We start from the raw sequence: 20510 nt of genomic DNA, 5'->3' as shown, positions 1-20510 counted from the left end.
TCAAACCCGTCTATATGCAGGACTTAAATTCCACTCTGAAAGACATCAGACCGGCCGTCAGGGTGTGGGAGCAACACTCAACCATCGTAGCGGCTACGTGAGCCACATCCGCTGTATAACCGGGTTAATGCCCCTCTAATGGCCGCCGATTAGTTTAGATTCGTACCGAAGAAGTCTACCACCGCCGTATCAAATATCTGATGAAAGGCAGTGCGGTCGAAACCTGGCGCACTTTCACAGATGGCTGGCGCGATTTTCGCCAGCGCCGCACTACAGGGCGCGAGAAAATCAAAGTGGCCTGCGTTCGGGACCACATGTAAATCCGGCGCTTGTGGAAGCGCCATACGCACCGCCTCGGCGTAGCGTGGATGCGGCAGCACCACATCATTCTCTGCGCGCCACAGCTGCACAGGTATACGCACGCCCTTCAACCCATCAGGTGCAAACGTGAAGCCCAATGCCGGCGCCACCACTACAGCAGCCTTGATGCGCTGATCCTGTACATCGCGCGTATCCGGCATAGCTATGCCTGTGGGGGCTTTAGCCATCAACTGACAAGGGAAATCGCGCGGGTGATCGCGGCACGTCGGGCTGATCTTGGAAAAATCCGCGATGCCGCCGATGGCGACCAACGTCGTAAAACCGCCGGCAGAAAAGCCGAACATGCCTATGCGTGCCGGGTCGAGCACATCCCAGTTGGCTAACATATGGGTGATCACATTGCTAATCTGACTCGGCCGGTCCATGATGAAGGTGCTACGGCTTTGATCCTCATAATTGTCTCCAGTGTGCGTGACCGCAACAACCACAAAGCCAGCATCAGCAAGCGCGATCGCCGTATCACGATTATCCAAGAACGAGCCGCCAGTCCCATGCGACATCACGATCAAAGGCAACCGTCGCCCGTCCACCGCTCCATCGACCGCCACCGACATTGAGATTGGGCCCATCGAAGCCAGTTTAGGGATAGCCTTGCTCGGATACCAGATACCAATTGTCAGCGGTTTGCCGTGAGCGCTTGCCACGATGCTACGCTGAAATCCTGCAGCCTGCGTAAACAATGTCACAGACAACAGCATGGCAAGCAAAATCAGATTTTTCATAGATGGCCTTCATAAAAAGAGAAACCATCATTCTCTGGATAACCGAGCCGCCGCGCTGAACGATGCGACAAAATGCAGGTCAGCTTCGCCAAATGCATCTAGGCGGCGGTATGCGGTACGAGTCGCTGCTGCCTCCGGATCCAGCTATCGCCGCAACCGCTGAATCCGTAAATAGCCAACACAGTATTGTTGGGCGAACCGAGCGCCATTCGCTATTTGAACATGGCCGTTATATGAATGCACAACGCCGTCGATGGGTGTGTGATTCAAGAACACTTGGCATAATTCGGCACAGTTCACTTGCTTGCACATCTCCAAAGATTACTTCATGACCGTCGGCTTTTGGCCGAAAGCGAAATATTTATATTCAAATTACTCCTGCGCAATAAAGAACAAAAAAGAATGAAAATCCAATAGCTAGAAAAATGTTAAATCCCCATTTTGCTCTTCGCTTTAATATTAAAATATTCTCACTATTGCAATTTTCGATCTTATACAATCTTATAAATAACTCGGTATGATATGGCCCCCAGCCATCGGCACCAATCGCATCATTCAATAACTCTTCCAAACGCCCTTCGGCAGTAGCAACGACTGAACAATACTCCCAGAAAATAATTCCTGTAATCGTGAATGCCATCACGAAGCAGATGAAAATTAAAATAAGGACACCTACGTACGCTGCATGAGGCATTTCTATTTTTTCCATAGATAGCTATGCTGATTGATCGTTTTATGGCCGGTGTCAGACCACAATTTTCGGTTCACCGGCATCGATAGTCACTATCAGGCGGTATCGATAGCCGCAAAGGTTGTGGACCACGCCACGCATGAACCCTGGAAATAACAATACTGGACACAACACTTGCAAGAACAGGACCTAGCCACGAAATTTCTTACCCTTCCTCAGTTCGATGCCGTTACACCATTCCTTGTGAATCCAGTAGCCGTCGGAAATTAACTGCTCAAGTTCCTCTCGTGTAGCTGGGGAAATCTCTCTGCGGAACTGATGTTCTTACAAACTCATTTGTCAACTTACCTGTTCAGATTTGGATGGCGGCTTTTAGCCGTCACCAGCCTCGCCACCATTATCTACCTATTTCTCGCGCTTACCATCATATGTTTTATAGATTACGTAACAAAATGCGGGCGCTGCACATACAGCAACAGTTGACAACCAAAACTTGTGCATCTGAAAAATGGCAGGTAGCGCGGCCAATAGAGCAATAAAAGCCAACGCACAAATCCATCCCTCCCAACTCACAGGAGAGATACCAACCCCAATTCGCTTCGGACCAAACCATGGCTTATTCATTCAGTTCCTTAACTAGGATAGTGAAAAAGTGCATGTCATGCCTCAATAAAACTTTGGTCTGCTTATGGCCGATCTCGGCATGGCTCAATTGGGCTATAGCTCCTGACCAAACATGATGCGATGGCCATCAATTGTGCGAATGCCAAACTCGCGCATGTCCCAAGGCTTGTCAGAAAGCGCCTGAGTGAACTCTGCGCCCGAAGTCTGGTACTCGGCAAATAAGATGGAAGCGTCCGAGACGGTTACATATGCAAACCAAGAATGGTCGCCTAGCTTCGATGGGGGCATAGCATCCACACACTCGCCCAGCATTACGCGAAAGCTACCTCGGGATAGAAAGGTCCACCCCGGTGCGGTAAAGTCAATGGTCAGGCCAAGGACCGATGTGTAATAGTTCGTCGAGCTGGCTAAGTCCAGAACTGCAAGTGTAAATCGAACATTGGTGAAATCAGACATGTATTTCTCCCAGTCACAAACTGTTGCTCAATACTCACCGGCACTCCGCCCGTGTCGACGTAGTGAGCTTCGGCCACAACTGCACAAAATAGCAATCTATGTTGTGTGTAACACAGTCGAGTTTTGCTGGCGTCCCGATCGCCCGAAGTCAGCAGATTATATAAATTTACCTTGAGCATCTGAGGTAGGTTCAGCGACCTCATCGTTAAAGCTGTGGAGAATTTTTTGTAAAGCAGCCGCTTCCGCTTTTTGCATCTTCAAGGTGAAGAGCTTTCAATATATGCCTGGCAGCGTCTGCGAGTATTGTGCCCCAAGCCAATTCCTCATCAATGCCCATACCATCTCTGTACATGCCAATCTTTAGCGAACAGTGCAATTGCTTCTCTGCGACCCAGACACGCAGCATTTCGACAGCATCGATGTCTCTTCGCGCTGCGGAAGGAATTGGGCGTTCATTCATACAAAGTCCATAAGACGTGACAAACCTTGGTCAATTATCGGAGTCCAGGGTGTAGGTGTAATAATTATCTTATCGACACCCAATTTCTGCATGCCATGTTCGGTTAAGTCGATTTCGATATGATCATCGATACGTTTTATTGCGTGTACTCCGTGATAGCAGCCGTTCTTTTGGTCGTCGCGCTCGATGTATAAGCCGTCCAGCCCGAGCTGGATATCTTGTTCCTCAGGACATAACGCATGTTGTAGCATGAGGTAACGGGTGCCACCCGGTTCGTCATCACTAAAAGCAAACACTAAAGTTCCGTCTTCTTCATGAAGCGAAACAGATTTCGCGGTAAGTTCAAAATTCATTTTCTCTGCCCTCACACAGTTCAAACGACGCTCATTTCCCAAACAGTCTTGTCAAATTTGTCGTACACAGTCAGGTTTTGCCCGTCCAATTTTATGTCTTTAAACCGATGCGCATAAACAACCTCATCCGGGATGGTTTTCAGAATTTCTTGTGAAAAGATGTACATATCACCCCGCTCGACCTCAAGTGTCAGGCGAAAGCAAAAAAGGTCGAGTTCGCAATCCAGTTTGCACTTGATTCCAGCCGAGCGAAACATTTTAACTTTGTGGGTCCATTTGTTCTGATAGCGATCTTTCCTGAATGATTGAATAGCTTCCAGAAAAATATCTGCCGGTACATGCTGGTCCCTGCTACATTTCTTTACGCCCGCCTCCAGCAAGCTAATAAAATACTCTGGGAGTTCATCTTCCCTGCATTTTTCATATTCCGCGATATCAAACGGCACTTCGACTACCAGCGTCTTTGAGGAGTTGATGTAACTCAACTCTGTCGCGTCACTCTTGCAAATCACACAGATCCGATTGAATCCGTTCGTTTGAACTTTCAGTAATTTCACAAAGCGCTGAACGTAGTTACAAAGAAATCGCGTTTGATTTCTGAAAGTTAGCGCCGCGTCGGTACGAAATTCCACGACGTCTGGATAGAGGTAAACGCTAGTCAGTATCATGGATAAAATCACGAGGATTGGCTGGTAGCGTTGGAATGTCCAGACCATGTTCGGAGGCCACCGGCATCGCTTCGCCTTTGGGAATTAAGAACAGATCAAATTGCCAAGTAGCCATATCTTAAATTCTCATCGCAGTTGCTCTGATCCGAAGCTGATCAGTGTTCGATGCGAAGCGCGACCGCGCGTGACCAGAAGGCGCGCCTTCTGCACCTCCACGCATTCTTTGGGTTCGAATGTGGCGGGCACGGAGTCGGCTGCTGCGCTTAGCTGCTCCGAGGAGGTGACGACATCATAGTTGTGACGCTTGAAGACCAGTTGCTCGATTCCTGCAGGCGCCGGCTTAACGACCACCAGCGACCAGTGGCCCTCGTCGCCTCGAAACTGCTGTTTCTCAAGGAAAGCATTGACCCGCTGCGCGGTAGTTGAAGCGCCGGGCAGCGCATGTTGGTACGGCGTGAGCGGGCAAAGGAGTGTTCCGGCCGGCCATTCCAATTCCTTCAACGGCACGATCGCGATGGGTTTGAGTTGCGCCACCTGTCGCTCAAGCGGGTGTTGCGCATGGGCGGGCGCGCCTGCCACCAGCAGCAAAATCAGGCTGAGGTTCGCTGTATTCATAAATTTAAAGATGACGGACTTCGGTTGGTGGTGCTTCCCAATTATCGTTTTTGCCGTCCAGATAAGTGATGGGCGTGCCCACGAGCTCCTCTGGCGTCACATCGTCAAGGCAAGTCAGATTCACCGCATAGAACTCGCCCCAGCGAGGCGAACGCCCGATACCGAAAGAACGAACACCGCAGTGCCTGCAAAACAAGTGCTGGTCTGTCTTGGTCAGAAATTGATATTTGGTGAGCTCATCCTCGCCCGCCAGCAGGCGAAACGCGCTGGGCTGCACGATGGCGGGCCAAAACCGTATCTTGGCGCAGATGGAGCAATTGCAGCGGATTGAACCCTGACTCAGGTCAATGTCTGACTCAAACCGAACTGCGCCACAATGACAGCTTCCATGATAGGTCTTCACTCGCACTCCACTAGACTACGGATCGCCTAACTTTAACAGCTGATTGCCTATATGGCAATTTCGACTTGATCCGAAGTTTTCGGCATGTTCTTAGGAGTGCTGCTGGAACCCTCGCTGCGCCGCGAAGCGTTCCAGGTGATGATCCACATCCCCCAATGTCTGCTCAATCATGGTCAAGCGCTTGAAGTGATGAGCGGCCGGCAGTTCGTCGGTCACGCCCATGCCGCCGTGCAGCTGCACCGCCTGCTGGCCGATGAACTTGGCCGCCTGGCCAATGCGCACCTTGGCCGCCGACGCCACCCGCCGCCGCTCCTCGGCATCGCACACCATGCGCGCCGCCACCAGCATCGCCATCGAACGCGCCTGTTCCAGGTGGATGTACATATCCGCCATCCGATGCTGCAAAGCCTGGAAACTGCCGATGGCAAGGCCGAACTGCTTGCGCGTTTTCACATACTCCAGCGTGGCGTTGAACAGCGCTTCCATCGCCCCCACTGCTTCCGCGCACAGCAGGCTGACGCCGTAGTCGGCCGCTTCTTCCAGCATGTCCCAGCCGCCGCCCAGCTTGCTCAGCAGCGCCGACGCCGGCACCGCCACATGATTGAACTGCACCGTCGCCGCGCGCTGGCCGTCGATGGTGCGGTAGTCGCGGATCACCACGCCGGGCGTGTCGGTCGGCACCACGAACAGGCTGATGCCATTGGTGTCGCGCTGGGTGCCGGCGCTGCGGGCGGAGACAATTAGCGCACCGGCCTGGCCGCCGTGGATCACCACCGTCTTGGTGCCGTCGATGCGATAACCTTCGCCATTGATGCCGGCGATGGTTTTAATGTCCGCCAGATCGTAGCGGGAATGTTTTTCGCCCAGCGCGCATGCCAGTTTCAGCTCGCCCTTGGCCACATCTTCCAGCCGGTGATGCTGGTTGCCGGCCAGTTGCAAAAACTTCGCGCCCCACACCGTGGCGAAGTACGGCTCGACCACCAGCCCGCGCCCCAGCTCCTGCATCACCACCAGCATGTCGACCGCGTTGCCGCTGAAGCCGCCCTGCGCTTCCGGCACCGGCAGCGCCGTCATGCCCAGCTCGGCGAGCATATTCCACGCCACATCCGACACGCCGCTCGGCGAGTGCACGATGCGCTTGCGCGTGTCGAAGGTGTAGTCTTTGTCCACCCAGCGGCGCAGCGCGTCCGCGAACTGCTGCTGTTCTTCCTTGAAAGTGAAATCCATTGCCGCTCCTTACAGGCCCAGAATCATCTGGGTGATGATGTTTTTCTGAATTTCGTTCGAGCCACCGTAGATCGAGGTCTTGCGGTAGTTGAAGTAGTAGCCGGCCAGCGGCGCGGCGGCGTCATCGCCGGTCACCGCGTGATCGGCCTTGCCTTCCAGATAGTCGGTGTCGAACGGCAGCGCGCCCGGCCCTAGCGCTTCGACCATCAGCTCGGTCAGCTGCTGCTGGATTTCCGAGCCGCGCACCTTCAGCATCGACGCTTCCGGCCCCGGCGCGTGCGATTCGCGCGTGATCACGCGCAGTACCGTGGTTTCCAGCGCCATCAGGTCGATTTCCAGGCTGGCGATTTTGGCCGAGAACACCGGGTCCTGCATTAGCGGCTTGCCGTGCTTGTAGTGTTCGGCGGCGATCTTTTTCAGGAACAGCAGTTCGCGCTTGGAGCGGCCGACGGCGGTGATGCCGGTGCGCTCGTGTCCTAGCAGATACTTCGCGTAGGTCCAGCCCTTGTTTTCCTGGCCGATCAGGTTTTGCACCGGCACTTTGACGTTGTCGAAGAAGACTTCGTTCACCTCATGGTCTTCGTCCAGCATGATGATGGGACGCACTGTGATGCCCGGCGTTTTCATGTCGATCAGCAGGAAGGAAATGCCCTCCTGCTTGCGCACGGTGCTGTCGGTGCGCACCAGGCAGAAGATCATGTCGGCATGCTGCGCCAGCGTGGTCCAGGTCTTCTGGCCATTGACGATGTAGTGGTCTCCGGCGCGCTCGGCGGTGGTCTTCAGCGACGCCAGGTCAGAACCCGAGCCTGGCTCGGAATACCCCTGGCACCACCAGTCGTCGCAATTCAGGATGCGCGGCAGGTAATGGGCTTTTTGCGCTTCGTTACCGAAAGCCATGATGACCGGCGCCACCATGTTGACGCCAAACGGCAGGATCGGCGGCGTACCCGAGCGGGCGCATTCTTCTTCCCAGATGTGGCGCTGGGTCGCTGTCCAGCCGGTGCCGCCGTATTCCACTGGCCAGGCCGGCGCCGACCAGCCCTGGCGGGCGACGATCTGGTGCCAGCGCACGTAGTCCTGGCGGCCCAGCCGCAGGTGGTTGCGGACTTTCTTTTGCAGGTCGCTCGGCAGGTTGGCGTCCAGGAATGCGCGCACCGTGTCGCGAAACGCCAGATCCGCCGCCGTGTAAGTCAAATCCATGCTGTCTCCTTATTATTCAGCCGATAAAAAAGCACGACCGTTCAAATAATTGTACTCCCATGTTCTTTAAAAGGGCGACGGTTTGAATAAATTTGTTCACTTTCTAACGATTTTTTTCACCATCGCCTGCGCCGGTTTGAGGATGTGGCCTTCGTGATCGCGCGGCTGCATGACGCTCACGCGCTTGCCGCTGTCTTTTTCCAGCAGCACGGAATGCGCTTCGCCAGCGGCGAACAGGTGCCGTTCGCCCCACTGCCGCAGCGCGAGGATAGCCGGGAACAAGCTCTCGCCTTTGCTAGTCAGCACGTATTCCTGGTAGGCGCTGCCATCGGAAGCAGGCTGGATCGCCAGCAAGCCTTCCTCCACCAGCAAGCTCAGGCGGTCGGACAGGATGTTGCGGGCGACACCAAGGTTGCGCTGGAAGTCGCCGAAACGGCGGATGCCGTCCAGCGCGTCGCGCACGATCAGCATCGACCAGCGGTCGCCCACCAGGTCGACCGCGCGGGCGACAGGGCAATCGTCTTGTTGCAGGGATTTTCGTTTGGCCATGGTTGCATTTTAAAACTGGTTTACGGTAGGCTGCAACCAGTTTTGTTTTGCAACCAGATTTGGAGGCCGATCATGCCGCGTTCTTTAGTATTGTTGTTTGCCTGCGCTAGCGGGCTGAGTGTCGCCAATGTGTATTACGCCCAACCGTTGCTGGATGCGCTGGCGGCGGATTTTGGCATCAGCCATGCGGCGGTCGGCGGCGTCATCACCATTACGCAGCTTGGCAGCGTACTGGCGTTGCTGCTGTTGGTGCCGCTGGGCGACCTGCTGCCACGGCGGCGCTTGATGCTGGCGCAACTGGTGGCGCTGGCCGTGGCGTTGGTGGGCGTTTGCCTGGCATCGGGCACGCTGTCGCTGATGGCGGGCATGCTGGCGGTCGGCATGCTGGGCACGGCGATGACGCAGGGCTTGATTGCCTACGCAGCCAGCGCCGCCGCCGGACACGAGCGCGGACGCGTAGTCGGTGCGGCGCAAAGCGGCGTGGTGGCAGGCTTGCTGCTTGCGCGCGTGTTTGCCGGGCTGGTCGCGGATCAGGCCGGATGGCGTGGTGTGTATGCCGTCTCGGCCGCCATCATGCTGGCGCTGGCCTTGCTGCTGTGGCGCGCGCTGCCGGTGCAGGTCGCGGCTAATGCTGCCCCACAGCGTGCGGCTGGCGCGGCCGCATCGCTGTCGGCATCCTACCTGCGTCTGCTCGTATCCCTGTTCAGCCTGCTTTGGCGCAACCGCGTGCTGCAAGTGCGCGGCGTGATCGCGCTGCTGATGTTCGCCGTGTTCGGCACGTTCTGGAGCGCGCTGGTGTTTCTGCTGAGCGCCCCGCCCTACGGTTATTCGCACACAACCATCGGCGCCTTCGGGCTGGTCGGCCTGGCCGGTGCGCTGGCCGCCGCCCGCGCCGGACGCTGGGCCGATCAGGGCCGCGCGCAACACACCAGCGCCGTCGCGCTCACGCTGATGCTGCTGTCCTGGCTGCCACTGGCATTCGCGCCACACTCGCTGACCGCACTGCTGATCGGCATCCTGGCGCTGGACCTGGCCGTACAAGCCCTGCACGTCACCAACCAGAGCCTGATCCTGCGCGCTGGTACCGAGCACAGCCGGCTGATCGGCGGCTACATGCTGTTTTACGCCATCGGCAGCGGCGCCGGTGCGCTGGCGGCGACCATTGTTTATGCCACGGCTGCCTGGTCCGGCGTCTGTCTGCTGGGCGCCGGACTCAGCCTGACGGCGCTGCTGTTCTGGCACGTCACAAAGTGGCCTGTCCGGATTGCAAAAGTGGCCGGACCAATCTAGAATGGTCTGACCAAATAAACGTTTTACCAAAATAAAGAGACAAAAACCCGTGACTTCCCCATCCGCCCTGATTGCGGCTGTTGCCGCGACCCTGCTCGCCCTGCCCGTCCACGCCGCAGGCCCGTACCGCAACCCGGACAACAAAAGCGTCTACGACGCCGGCGAAGGCACCTACCCGGTGCCGTACAAAAAGCCGACCGTCGCCGAGATCACCGCCTCGATGGACCGCATTCGCGGCTACCTGGAAACCACCACGCCGACCAAGATCGTCCACAAAAGCACCGGCATCCAGATCACCGACTTCAGCCAGCCGGTGGCCGATGCCGTCGTCGAGCCCAGCAGCGCGGAATGGAACTTCCAGGTCTACGAAATGGGCGTCGTCCATGCCGGCCTGATCAAGGCGGCCGCCGTCACCGGCGACAACAAATTCACCGCCATGACGGCGCGCCACTTCCAGTTCATCGCCGACAAGTACCCGTACTTCAAGGCGCAGGAACAGCAATTCCACCTGGAGCGCGCCAACAGCTTCGCCCGCGTGATCGATCCGCGCTCGCTGGATGACGCCGGCTCGATGTGCGCCGCCATGATCCGCGCCAGGTTCGCCAAAGTCGGGCCGGACATGGGCCAGTTCATCGACACGTGCAGCAACTGGGTCGCCAGGAAACAGTTCCGCCTGAAGGACGGCACGCTGGCGCGCCAGCGTCCGCAAGCGGTGTCGCTGTGGGCCGACGATATGTACATGGGCGTGCCGGCGCTGGCTGAAATGGGCCACCTGACCGGCAAGCGCGAATACTATGACGACGCCGTCAAGAACGTGCTGCAGATGACGCACTACCTGTTCAATCCGCAGCTGAGCCTGTACACCCACGGCTGGAACGCCAACAATCCGGACGCGCCGCGCTTCTACTGGGCCCGCGCCAACGGCTGGGCGGTGCTGACTATGAGCGACCTGCTGGACGTGCTGCCGAAGGACCATCCCGGCTATCCGAAAGTGCTGGCGCAACTGCGCACTACCCTGCGCGGCATCGCCGAACTGCAATCGGGCGAAGGCCTGTGGCATCAGATGCTGGACCGTAACGACTCCTACCTGGAAACCTCTGCCAGCGCGATATTCACCTACGTGATCGCGCACGCCGTCAATGAAGGCTGGGTCAGCGCCGCCACCTACGGCTCGATCGCCCAAGCCGGATGGGTCGGCCTGACGACCCGCATCAATTCGCGCGGCCAGGTGGAAGGCACCTGCGTCGGCACCACCTTCGCCAGCGACCAGATCTACTACTACAACCGTCCGACCAGCGTCGACGCATTGCACGGCTACGGTCCGGCGCTGCTGGCCGGCGCCGAGATGATCAGGCTGATCAACAATCCGAAGATCGATGTCCAGGTCAAACTGCGCACCTACCATTACGTGCCGAAAGATGCCGGCGCCACCAACTACAGCCATGAATAAGGGGACGACCACCATGCGCACCTATCTGTTGCCGATTGCCGTCCTGTTGAGCAGCGGCGCTGCCCAGGCGGCCGAGCTGGCCAAAATCACCGTCAGCAACGACCTCGACCTGGCGCGGCCATCGGAAACCATCGCCATCACGTGGAGCGAGATCAACCGCGCGCTGCCCGGCGCGCTGATCCAGAAGATCGCCGTCAAGGACAGCCAGGGCAATGTGCTGCCGTATCAGGTTAGCAATGTGGCGCCGCAGGCCAAAGACCCGAAAGGCATCGGCGTCGCTTATGGCGAGCTGTACTTCCAGCACAGCTTTGCCGCGGGCGAGAAACAGGCCACCTTCACGGTGGAAAAAACCGAGACCGTCACGCAACCGTTCGCCACCAAAACCTTCGCCCGTTTCGTGCCGGAACGGCTGGATGACTTCGGCTGGGAAAACGACCATGTTGCGCACCGCACCTACGGCCCGGCGCTGGCCGCACCGGACACGGCCGGCGTCGGCAAGGAAGTGCTGGTCACCAGCGGACTGGACATCTGGTTCAAGCGCGTCGACTACCCGATCGTCGACCGCTGGTACAACAAGGGCCACGACCACTATCACCATGACGAGGGTGAAGGCATGGACATGTACAACGTCGGCAAGTCGCGCGGCGCCGGCGGCACCGGCGTGTGGGACGGCAAGCAGCTGTATGCCGGCCGCAACTACGCGTCGTGGAAAGTGCTGGCCAACGGTCCGATCCGCACCATCTTCGAGCTCAACTACGACAGCTGGGATGCGGCCGGCGCCAAGGTCAGCGAAGTCAAGCGCTTCACGATCGATGCCGGCCAGGACTTCGACACCATGGACAGCACCTTCACCTTCAGCGGCCCGCAGCAGCTGAACGTGGCGGTCGGCCTGAACAAGAAACCGTCCGACAAGAACCAGGAGGAAAAGATCGCCGTCGGCCGTGATGGCGTGGCGCTGACGCAGTGGGTCACCCAGGCGACCAAGGGCGCGTTCGGCACCGCCATCGTGCTGCCAAGCGCCAGCGGCATCACCGAAGACGCGCTGAACGAGCTGATCGTAGCGCCGGTCGAATCCGGCAAACCGCTGCGCTACTACATCGGCGCGGCCTGGGACCGCGCCGGCCACGTCAAGACGGCGGCCGAGTGGCAAGAGAAAGTCAAACTCATGACCGCCCGCGCCACCCACCCGCTGAAAGCCACCGTCACGCCATAAAGACGGGGTGATTTTTTTATTGCATGGTGAAGGTTTGCTGGGCAGTGTCGACGGCGTAGTTTTTGGCGCTGTCCCAGTAGGTGAAGGTGTAGCGTACTACGTCGCCTGCCTTCAGGCCGCCGGCGGTGTAGCTGTTGACGCCGGCATTTTGTGTCATCCGCACGTTCTGCTGGCCGCCGTTGTTGACGGTGTAGTGCACGTCGGCCCAGCTTGAACTGGTCAGCGAGAACTTTAGCATCGTGGCGCTGACTTGTGCGGCGGCTGGCGTTGGCGTTGGCGTTGGCGTTGGCGTTGGCGTTGGCGTTGGTGTTGGTGTTGGCGTCGGAGTTGGCGTTGGCGTTGGCGTCGGGGTTGGTGTCGGAGTAGGCGTCGGCGCCGCCACGCCGCTATCCCAGATGATGTCGTCCACCGACATCTGGAACGCCGACTGCGGCAAGGCCGCGCCGTCGCTGGCGATCTGGAACATATCCAGCATCGACTGCAAGGCCACCTTCGGTCCGGCCAGGTCGGTAATCGGTATCGTCGCCGTGCCCCAGTCGCCATTGCGCACCAGCCCGTAGGTAGTGGCGTTGGCCGGGAATTTCACGGAATTCTGATTGGTGTAGGTATCCTGAATGCCCACCGTGAACGCCACATTGGCCGGAATCTTGATCTTCAATTTCAGATTGCCGTTGCGGAAGCCGCTCATGTCGCGCGCCTGGTGCGACTGCACGCTGCCGCCAAACCACGAGCCCGGCTGGTTGAAGCTCCACGACAACGCATTCGCGCCCTCATACGGCGGTATGGTGCCGGTCGTGGTCGAGGCGTTGTTCCATACGAAAACGTCGGAGGTGTTACCCGCCACCAGCTTGTTATTGACCACGGTGTTATCGGTAAACACGCCGAACTTGCCCACTTCCGCCGGCGTCTGGTTGCCCAGCTTGACCGAACCCTTGCCGTCCAGCTGGTACACGCGCACGTAGTCCACATACATGGTGCCTGGCAACGGCGCCGTCACCTGCGCCGGCGTGGCCGCATCGGTAAAGTTGCCGCCCACGGCCAGGTTAAACAGCAGGTAGAACGGCGCCTGCAACGCGGTCGAGTTGACCGGCAGCGGGCTGTTGTACATATCGTATTCGAGGCCGTTATCCACCACCGTGAAGCGCATCTGCGATTCGGTCCAGTAGAAGCGATAAATCACGAAGCGGTTAGCCAGCGACTGCGCCGGCGTGTACCAGTTCTTGGTCTGCCACGCGGTGGAGGCGGCGCAGCTCTCATTGCCGGTCACGCAAGCGGCCTGCTGCCAGGTGATCACATTCGCACCAGTGAAATTGTCGATGGCCGGGGCCGGCGTGCCGGCCGCCGCGCGGCTGCTGGCCTTATGTCCCATCTCGACGATGTCGATCTCGCCTTTGCGCGGCCACGCCTGCGGGCTGGTGCCCAGCATCCACGCGGCCGGCCACAAGCCGGTGCCCAGCGCCGGCGTCGCCATGCGGATCTCGACCATGCCGTACTGCACCTGCACCTTGTTGAACGAGTCCAGCTTGCCGGAGGTGAACACGTTGCTGCCCACCGTCTGGCTGCGCGCCTGGATCGCCAGCGCGCGCGTGTTCGGCTCGAACGGCACGTTGACCAGCGACAGGTTGTTGGGACTGTAGTATTCCAGTTCCTGGTTGCCATAGCCGCACAGGTTAATCTGACAGCCGTTGCCGTCGTAGGTATTCCACAGGCTGGTGTTGAGGGTGGCGCCGTTGAACTCTTCGGACCACAGTAACTGCCCGATGACGGGACTGGTGACGCTGGCTAATGCGGGGGCCGCATACGCCAGCGCAATGCTGGCAGCGACGGCGGACAAAACGAATTTCTGGTGGTTCATTATGTCTCCTTTTATGATCACTCCTCGCAATTTGGAAACGATTCCAATTGCTGTTGAAAATATATTCCCATAAATATTTTTTGTCAACGGCGGTGCGCAAACGGAACGCGTTGCTGTAATAAATAGACAACGGCGACACAATTCCGTATGCTAGACCACGCAATACCCATTGCTAACGAGCATGGGAAATATGAAAACGGTTACTCGTGCGCAATTTCTTTTCCTTTTTAGCTAGCCGGGCAGCCTGGGCACTGCTGTTTGCGCTGGCGCCGCCGCCGGCCGCCGGCGCGCCGTCGCCGTGGAAACAGCTGGCGCCCACCATGTTCGAACACCTGGTGCCGGCCGAACGCGGCTTCCCCAGCCCAGTCACCATGAGCATCGCCCAGGACGGCGACGGCTTCCTGTGGTTTGCCACCCAATCCGGCCTCGGCCGCTGGGATGGTTATCGCATGCGCAATTTCTTTTACCGCGCCAATGACCCGCATTCACTGCCGGGCGATTTCGTGCAGACGCTGCATGTCGACCGCCAGGGCCGGCTGTGGCTGGGCACGTCCACCGACGGCGTCGCCATGTATGACAAGCGTAGCGAGACCTTTGTCCGCTATCCGGCCGGGCCGCAAGGCCTGAGCAGCCCGGCCGTCACCGCGCTGGCCAGCGATCCGCGCGGCGGCCTGTGGGTCGGCACCGCCGCCGGCCTCGACTACATCGACCTGCCCCATGGCGGCGCCATCCGCCACTATCCGCGCAACGACGCCGCCGGCGGCGCCCGCAGCAACCAGATCCGTTCCCTGCTGGCCGAGGCCGACGGCACGCTGTGGATCGGCTCCAACGCCGGCCTGGCGCGGCGCGACGCCGCCAGCGGCCAGGTCGCCGATCTGCCGGTCGCCGGCGTCGACGACGCCGTGCTGTCGCTGGCCAGCAGCCGCGCCGGCGAAGTGCTGTTCGGCACCACCAAGAGCGGCATCGGCGTGGCCAGCGTGGCGGCCGGCGCACAGATGCTGCAACTCGACCAGGTCAAGGACGCCGCCGACACCATGGTGTTGTCGATCGCCGAAATCCTGCCCGGCACCTGGTGGGCCGCCACCTACGGCGGCGGGCTGATCGAATTTGACATCACCGGCCACAGCCGCCGCATCCAGCACCGCCCGGCCATGTCGATCAGCCTGGCGCACGACCGCACCGCCGCCATCTGGCGCGACCACAGCGGCCTGGTGTGGGTGGCCACCGAGCGCGGCGTCGACATCCACAACCCCGCCAACCGCACCGTCGACACCATCCTCGACGGCGCCGGCCTGGCCGAGATCTCTGCCTTCACCTTCATGACCGACAGCGGCGGCCGGCTGTGGGTCGGCCTGGGCGACCAAGGCATCGACCTGATCGACGCCGACGGCCAGCGCCACGCCGGCCTGCGGCCCGACGCCAGCCGGCCGGACAGCGCCCTGCCCAACCGCCTGGTGCTGAGCCTGACCGAGGCCGAACCGCAGGAAGCCTGGATCGGCAGTTCGCTCGGCCTGTACCACACCAGCGGCCGCGGCACGCAAGTGCGGCGCGTGCCCCTGCCGCTGGGCGATCCCTATCCGCGCATCGCCAGCGTGCTGCGCCAGGGCGAGCTGCTGTGGCTGGGCCTGCCAAGCGGCCTGATGCGCTACGACCTGCGCACGCGCGCCGCCACCCTGTTCACCCAGGGCCCGCCCGGCAGCGGCGGCCTCAGCGATAACCGCGTCAGCGCCATGCGCGCCGGCCCGGACGGCGCGCTGTGGATCGGCACCCGCAAAGGCCTCAACCGCTTCGATCCGGCCACCGGCAAGGCCGAGCAAATCCTGCCCGGCGGCGATCCGGCCACCTCGCTGCCGCCCAGCTACATCGGCTCGCTGACCTTCGACCGCCAGGGCCGGCTGTGGGTGGGCAGCAGCAGCGACGGCATCGCCATCCTCGACGGCCACAATGCCGACGGCACGCGCCGCTTCCGCCGCCTCGATACCGCCGCCGGCCTGCCGGTCAACAACGCCGCCGCGCTGCAAACCGACAACAGCGGCCGCATCTGGGCCTCGACCTCGGACGGCATCGCCTCGATCGACAGCACCACCTTGCAAGTGCAGGTGCTGGACCGCGCGGCCGGCCTGGTGTTCCAGCCCTACATCACCAACGCCGCCGGCCAGACTGCCAGCGGCGACATCGTGTTCGGCACCTCGGGCGGCTACGTGGTGGTGCAGCCGGTGCCAGCGCAGCCGTGGCGCTACCAGCCGCCGCTGGTGGTCAGCTCGGTGCGGCTGGACCATGAGCTGGTGCCGCCGGGCGGCCTGCTGGGCGCCGACGGCGCTGCGCTGGAGATTCCGTCCGGCACCCGCAAGGTCGAGGTGGAAATCGCCGCGCTCGACTATTCCGCCAGCCAGCGCAACCGCTACGCTTTTCGTCTCGAGGGCTACGACAAGGACTGGGTCGAGGCCGACGCCAGCCACCGCGCCGCCACCTACGCCAACGTGCCGCCCGGCCGCTACCGCCTGTACATGCGCGGCAGCAACCGCGTCGGCGCCTGGAGTCCGCACGAACTGAGCATGGAGCTGCACTTCCTGCCGGCCTGGTACCAGACCTGGTGGGCCCGCCTCGGCGCGCTGCTGGCGGTGCTGCTCTGCGCCTGGGGCACCTACCGCTGGCGCGTGCGCAACCTGCAACAGCAGGTGTACTCGCGCACGCTGCACCTGGAGCGGGTGCACGCCATCGTCAAGTCCATCAACGACGAGCTCGACTTCGACGCCCTGCTGCACACCATCCTGCGCGAATCGTCCGCCATCGGCGACGTCAACGTGGCGTACGCCTTGATCTGCCAGGCGCCGGGCGGGCCGATGGCGATCCGCGCGCGCTGGGGCTACGACGCGCTGCCGTCGGCGCGCGACGGCGTCTCGCCGCGCGCCGCGCAGACCCAGTTTGTCGACGCCGCCGTGGTGATCGCGCCCGATATGTTCCTCAAGCAGCGCACCATGCTGGCGGTGCGCATCCGCGTCGACCACCAGGTGCAGGGCTACCTGGTGTTCAAGCAGAGCGCGCCGTTTGCGCGCAAGGACCTGGAGATGTTCAAGGCGTTGAAGGAGCCGTTCGTCTCGGCCTTCCAGAAAGCCAGCGCCATCAGCGCCATCCAGCAGGCCCGCGCCGACGCCGAGGCCTCGACCCGCGCCAAGAGCGAGTTCCTGGCCAATATCAGCCACGAGATCCGCACGCCGATGAACGCCATCCTCGGCTTTGCCGGACTGGGCGTGCACCTCGACCTGCCGGCCAAGCCGCGCGACTACTTCACCAAGATCGGCCGCGCCGGCCAGAACCTGCTCAGCATCATTGACGACGTGCTGGACTTCGCCAAGATCGAATCCGGCAAGCTGGAGCTGGAGACGGTGCCGTTCGACCTGTCCGAAACGCTGGCGCAGATCGCCGATCTGTTCTCGTGGCGGGCCGCAGAAAAAGGCCTGGAGTTGCTGGCCTGGGCCGCGCCGGAGGTGCCGCTACAGCTGGTTGGCGATCCGCTGCGGCTGAACCAGGTGCTGGTCAACCTGGTCGGCAACGCCCTCAAATTCACCGCCGACGGTCACATCGGCCTGCGGGTCGACCTGCTGGACGGCGCCGCCGCCGCTGCGCCCGGCACCCCGGTGCGGCTGCGCTTCAGCGTCGAGGACAGCGGCGTCGGCATCAGCGCCGAGCAGCAGGCGCGGCTGTTCCGCGCCTTCTCGCAAGCCGACACCAGCACCACCCGGCTGTACGGTGGCACCGGCCTCGGCTTGGCGATTTCGCAGCAACTGGTGCAAGCCATGGGCGGCGTGATCGGCATCAACAGCACGCCCGGCAGCGGCAGCTGCTTCTACTTCGACCTGGCGCTGCAACGCCAGGCCGATGCGCTGCCGGCGCCGGCGCCGATGCCGGCCGGCGCCGCCGGCAAGCAGATCCTGGTAGTGGACGACTGCGCCATGCTGCGCGACATGCTGGACTGCCAGCTGCGCGCCGACGGCTTCGCGGTGCACGCCGTCACCAGCGGCGCCGAGGCGCTCGATTACCTGGCCACGCAAGCGGCCGACCTGGTGCTGCTGGACTGGGATTTGCCCGACCTCGACGGCGCCGAGATTGCGCGCCGCATCCACCAGCTGCCGGGCCACGCACAATTGCCGCTGGTGCTGATGATGACCGAATTCGCCCGCGAACCGGCGGCGCAGGCGGCCGGCCAGGCCGACATCGCCACCATCCTGGTCAAGCCGCTGACGCCGGCGCATTTGCTGGACGCGGTGCTGGTCGGCCTGGGGCTGGCGGCGCCGGCGCGGCCGCCGGTGGCGGTCTCGGCCACGCTGTCGGAGGCGGCGCAGCGCATCGCCGGCGCCCATGTGCTGGTGGTCGACGACAACGTCATCAACCAGCAGGTGGCGCGCGAAGTGCTGCTGCGCGCCGGCGTGCAGGTGGAACTGGCCAGCAGCGGCGCCGACGCCCTGGCGCTGCTTGATCTGGCGCCGTTTGACGCGGTGCTGATGGATATCCAGATGCCCGGCATGGACGGCTACGAAGCCACCGCCCGCATCCGCGCCCAGCCGCGCCACGCGCAACTGCCGCTGATCGCCATGACGGCGCACGCGGTGCCCGGCTTCCGCGAAAGCAGCCTGGGCATGGGTATGAACGATTACGTCACCAAGCCGATCGATCCGGAACGGCTATTTACCGTGCTGGCCGGCCAGATGCGGCACCGGCCGCAACGCGCGGCAGCCGCAGGGGCAAGCGTGGCGGCCGTAGCGGAAGCAGCAGCGGCACCCGGCCATATTCCCGCCCTGCCCGGCGTCGACATGGAGGCGGCGCTGGCGCGGTTGGGCGGCAACGTCAAGCTGCTCCACGTGCTGCTGCAACGCTTTGTCGACGACTTTGCGCCGGCGCCGCAACGGCTGCTGGCCGCCATCGAGAACGGCGCTTACGAACAGGCGGCGCTGCTGGTGCACAAGGTGCGCGGCGCGGCCGGCAATCTGTCGATGGCGGAACTGCACCACACGGCCGGCGAACTGGAACAGCTGCTGATGGCGCCGCAACGGGGGCCGCTGGAAGACGCGCTGGCCGCCTTCGCCGCCGCACTGGAACGCGTGCTGGACGGCGTGCAGGCGCAGCGCGGCGATACCCGCGATCAGATGGCGTCGGTCTCGCCGTAACGCAATTCCACCATGCTGCGCGGGCCGTCGGCGGCCGGACCGCAGCCGCACATGGCCACCACCGCGTGGCGCAGGTGGTCCAGGCCCAGCGCCTTCTCGATGTCGGCGTCGTTGATGGCGGCGGTGATGAAGGCCGGCAGCCCCGCCTCGGTCGCCAGCAGGTAGAAGGTCTGCGACAAATGCCCGGCGTCCAGCGCCACCGCGCGGAACGCCTTCTGGTGATTGCGGTACTTCCAGTAACTGCGCTCCAGCCGCGCCACCAGCACCACTTGCAGCGGCGCGCCGGACAGCCAGTGCTGGTCGGCCAGCATATAGCGCGACAACGCTGCGGCCGCGTCCTGGTCCATGGTCTGCAACGGCCGCAGCTCATGCGCCATCGGGTGATAGTGGTACAGGCCCGGCGTCACGCCGTCGACCCGCTGCGCCAGCACAAACGCCTCGACCGGATGCAGGCCGCCGCCGGACGGGCTGGTCTTCTTCAGCACCTCGGAATGGGGCCCGACCTGGCGCACCTCCTGCGCGCCGAAGGTGCGTTGCAGCAGCCGGGCCGCCACCTCCAGCGGCACACTGGCTTGCAAATCGTAATTGCGGCCGGTGTAGCGTTGCAGCAGCTGCTCATCCATGCGGCCCGCTGCCGGCGCCGGCAGCCTGATGGCTAGTTCAGGATGGATGTCCAGGGTAGGCGGCGGCGGTTCGCCGAAGCGGTCCAGCAGCGCCTGGAAGCTGGGGGCTTCCATGCCGGTCTCCTCGACCACGCCGCGCCAGCGGCCAAAGGTATGGGCCAGCGCCGACAACGGCCGCCAGTGGGTATCGCGCAGGGTGTCGTCGCGCGCGCGCTGGGCCGCATAGTGCGGCGTGTCGCCGATCAGCAGACCCAGTTCCAGCAGCTCGGCGATGCACACTTCGCCGTACTGCTGCTCGACGGCGCTGCGCTCGCGCCACACGGTTTGGCTGGCGCCGCCCAGCGCGGCCAGTTGCCCGGCATCGATCGTGATTTCCTGGTCCAGGTGCGGCGCCAGCGCCACCCAATGGCTGCTGGCGGCCAGAGCGTTGCCGCCCGACAACACTGTGCGCCAGTCGATGGATAAATCTTCGCGCGACTCTATGTACAGGACGGCGCAGCGGCGTAGTTTCATGGGGCATCCTCTCAGGCCAAGATACGATGAAGTCTAGCGCACGGTTAGTGAT

The 20510-nt window shown here is 61.5% G+C and carries 17 protein-coding genes; 4 read left to right on the top strand and 13 right to left on the bottom strand.

The window, feature by feature from the left end; all coding sequences use genetic code 11:
- Positions 1 to 149 precede the first annotated feature (149 nt).
- The 11 genes from GTP55_RS26560 to GTP55_RS26510 all read right to left on the bottom strand — a co-directional run bounded on the left by GTP55_RS26560 (position 150) and on the right by GTP55_RS26510 (position 8349).
- Complete coding sequence (locus GTP55_RS26560) at positions 150 to 1103, bottom strand: alpha/beta hydrolase family protein (protein WP_161047799.1); 954 nt, start codon at positions 1101 to 1103, stop codon at positions 150 to 152.
- 367 nt (positions 1104 to 1470) lie between these two features.
- Complete coding sequence (locus tag GTP55_RS26555; RefSeq protein ID WP_161047798.1) at positions 1471 to 1812, bottom strand: hypothetical protein; 342 nt, start codon at positions 1810 to 1812, stop codon at positions 1471 to 1473.
- 699 nt (positions 1813 to 2511) lie between these two features.
- Complete coding sequence (locus GTP55_RS26550) at positions 2512 to 2874, bottom strand: VOC family protein (protein ID WP_161047797.1); 363 nt, start codon at positions 2872 to 2874, stop codon at positions 2512 to 2514.
- A 205-nt stretch (positions 2875 to 3079) separates the two neighbouring features.
- The gene (locus GTP55_RS26545) at positions 3080 to 3334 is read right to left on the bottom strand and encodes a DUF5076 domain-containing protein (protein WP_161047796.1); all 255 of its coding nucleotides are present in this window, start codon (positions 3332 to 3334) and stop codon (positions 3080 to 3082) included.
- The gene (locus GTP55_RS26540; RefSeq protein ID WP_161047795.1) at positions 3331 to 3687 is read right to left on the bottom strand and encodes an Imm10 family immunity protein; all 357 of its coding nucleotides are present in this window, start codon (positions 3685 to 3687) and stop codon (positions 3331 to 3333) included. The genes GTP55_RS26545 and GTP55_RS26540 overlap by 4 nt, the downstream gene beginning before the upstream one ends.
- Positions 3688 to 3707: 20 nt before the next feature.
- Positions 3708 to 4244 (bottom strand): hypothetical protein, encoded by a 537-nt coding sequence (locus GTP55_RS26535; RefSeq protein ID WP_161047794.1) that lies wholly within the window; start codon positions 4242 to 4244, stop codon positions 3708 to 3710.
- 237 nt (positions 4245 to 4481) lie between these two features.
- Positions 4482 to 4970 (bottom strand): hypothetical protein, encoded by a 489-nt coding sequence (locus tag GTP55_RS26530; RefSeq protein WP_161047793.1) that lies wholly within the window; start codon positions 4968 to 4970, stop codon positions 4482 to 4484.
- A gap of 4 nt (positions 4971 to 4974) precedes the next feature.
- The gene (locus GTP55_RS26525) at positions 4975 to 5373 is read right to left on the bottom strand and encodes a GFA family protein (protein WP_161047792.1); all 399 of its coding nucleotides are present in this window, start codon (positions 5371 to 5373) and stop codon (positions 4975 to 4977) included.
- 90 nt (positions 5374 to 5463) lie between these two features.
- Entirely contained in the window at positions 5464 to 6600 is a 1137-nt protein-coding gene (locus GTP55_RS26520) for an acyl-CoA dehydrogenase family protein (RefSeq protein ID WP_161047791.1), read from the bottom strand.
- Positions 6601 to 6609: 9 nt separating this feature from the next.
- The gene (locus GTP55_RS26515; protein WP_161047790.1) at positions 6610 to 7800 is read right to left on the bottom strand and encodes an acyl-CoA dehydrogenase family protein; all 1191 of its coding nucleotides are present in this window, start codon (positions 7798 to 7800) and stop codon (positions 6610 to 6612) included.
- Between the two features lie 96 nt (positions 7801 to 7896).
- Positions 7897 to 8349, bottom strand: coding sequence for a winged helix-turn-helix transcriptional regulator (locus GTP55_RS26510; protein WP_161047789.1), 453 nt, complete (start codon positions 8347 to 8349; stop codon positions 7897 to 7899).
- 72 nt (positions 8350 to 8421) lie between these two features.
- Here GTP55_RS26510 and GTP55_RS26505 point away from each other — a divergent pair, with 72 nt between their 5' ends.
- Genes GTP55_RS26505 through GTP55_RS26495 form a run of 3 tightly spaced genes read left to right on the top strand, consistent with a single transcriptional unit; the run spans position 8422 to position 12302 of the window.
- Positions 8422 to 9639: an MFS transporter gene (locus tag GTP55_RS26505; protein WP_161047788.1), complete on the top strand. Its 1218-nt coding sequence runs from the start codon at positions 8422 to 8424 to the stop codon at positions 9637 to 9639.
- A gap of 49 nt (positions 9640 to 9688) precedes the next feature.
- Positions 9689 to 11089, top strand: a complete 1401-nt coding sequence (locus tag GTP55_RS26500; protein WP_161047787.1) for a glycoside hydrolase family 88/105 protein — start codon at positions 9689 to 9691, stop codon at positions 11087 to 11089.
- A gap of 13 nt (positions 11090 to 11102) precedes the next feature.
- Complete coding sequence (locus tag GTP55_RS26495; protein ID WP_161047786.1) at positions 11103 to 12302, top strand: BT3233 family polysaccharide utilization protein; 1200 nt, start codon at positions 11103 to 11105, stop codon at positions 12300 to 12302.
- Positions 12303 to 12318: 16 nt separating this feature from the next.
- On the opposite strand, the gene GTP55_RS26490 is transcribed toward GTP55_RS26495, so the two are convergent.
- Entirely contained in the window at positions 12319 to 14157 is a 1839-nt protein-coding gene (locus GTP55_RS26490; protein WP_161047785.1) for a glycoside hydrolase family 16 protein, read from the bottom strand.
- A 206-nt stretch (positions 14158 to 14363) separates the two neighbouring features.
- On the opposite strand from GTP55_RS26490, the gene GTP55_RS26485 reads away from it, so the two are divergent.
- Complete coding sequence (locus GTP55_RS26485; protein WP_161047784.1) at positions 14364 to 19322, top strand: response regulator; 4959 nt, start codon at positions 14364 to 14366, stop codon at positions 19320 to 19322.
- Here GTP55_RS26485 and GTP55_RS26480 read toward each other — a convergent pair.
- Positions 19298 to 20458, bottom strand: coding sequence for a putative peptide maturation dehydrogenase (locus GTP55_RS26480; RefSeq protein WP_161047783.1), 1161 nt, complete (start codon positions 20456 to 20458; stop codon positions 19298 to 19300). The two genes, GTP55_RS26485 and GTP55_RS26480, sit on opposite strands and share 25 nt — an antisense overlap.
- Between the last annotated feature and the right edge of the window lie 52 nt (positions 20459 to 20510).

The organism is Duganella margarita, assembly GCF_009857535.1.
Lineage (GTDB): Bacteria > Pseudomonadota > Gammaproteobacteria > Burkholderiales > Burkholderiaceae_D > Rugamonas > Rugamonas margarita.
Note: the sequence above shows the minus strand (reverse complement) of the source record. Positions and strands in the feature narration are given on the sequence as shown.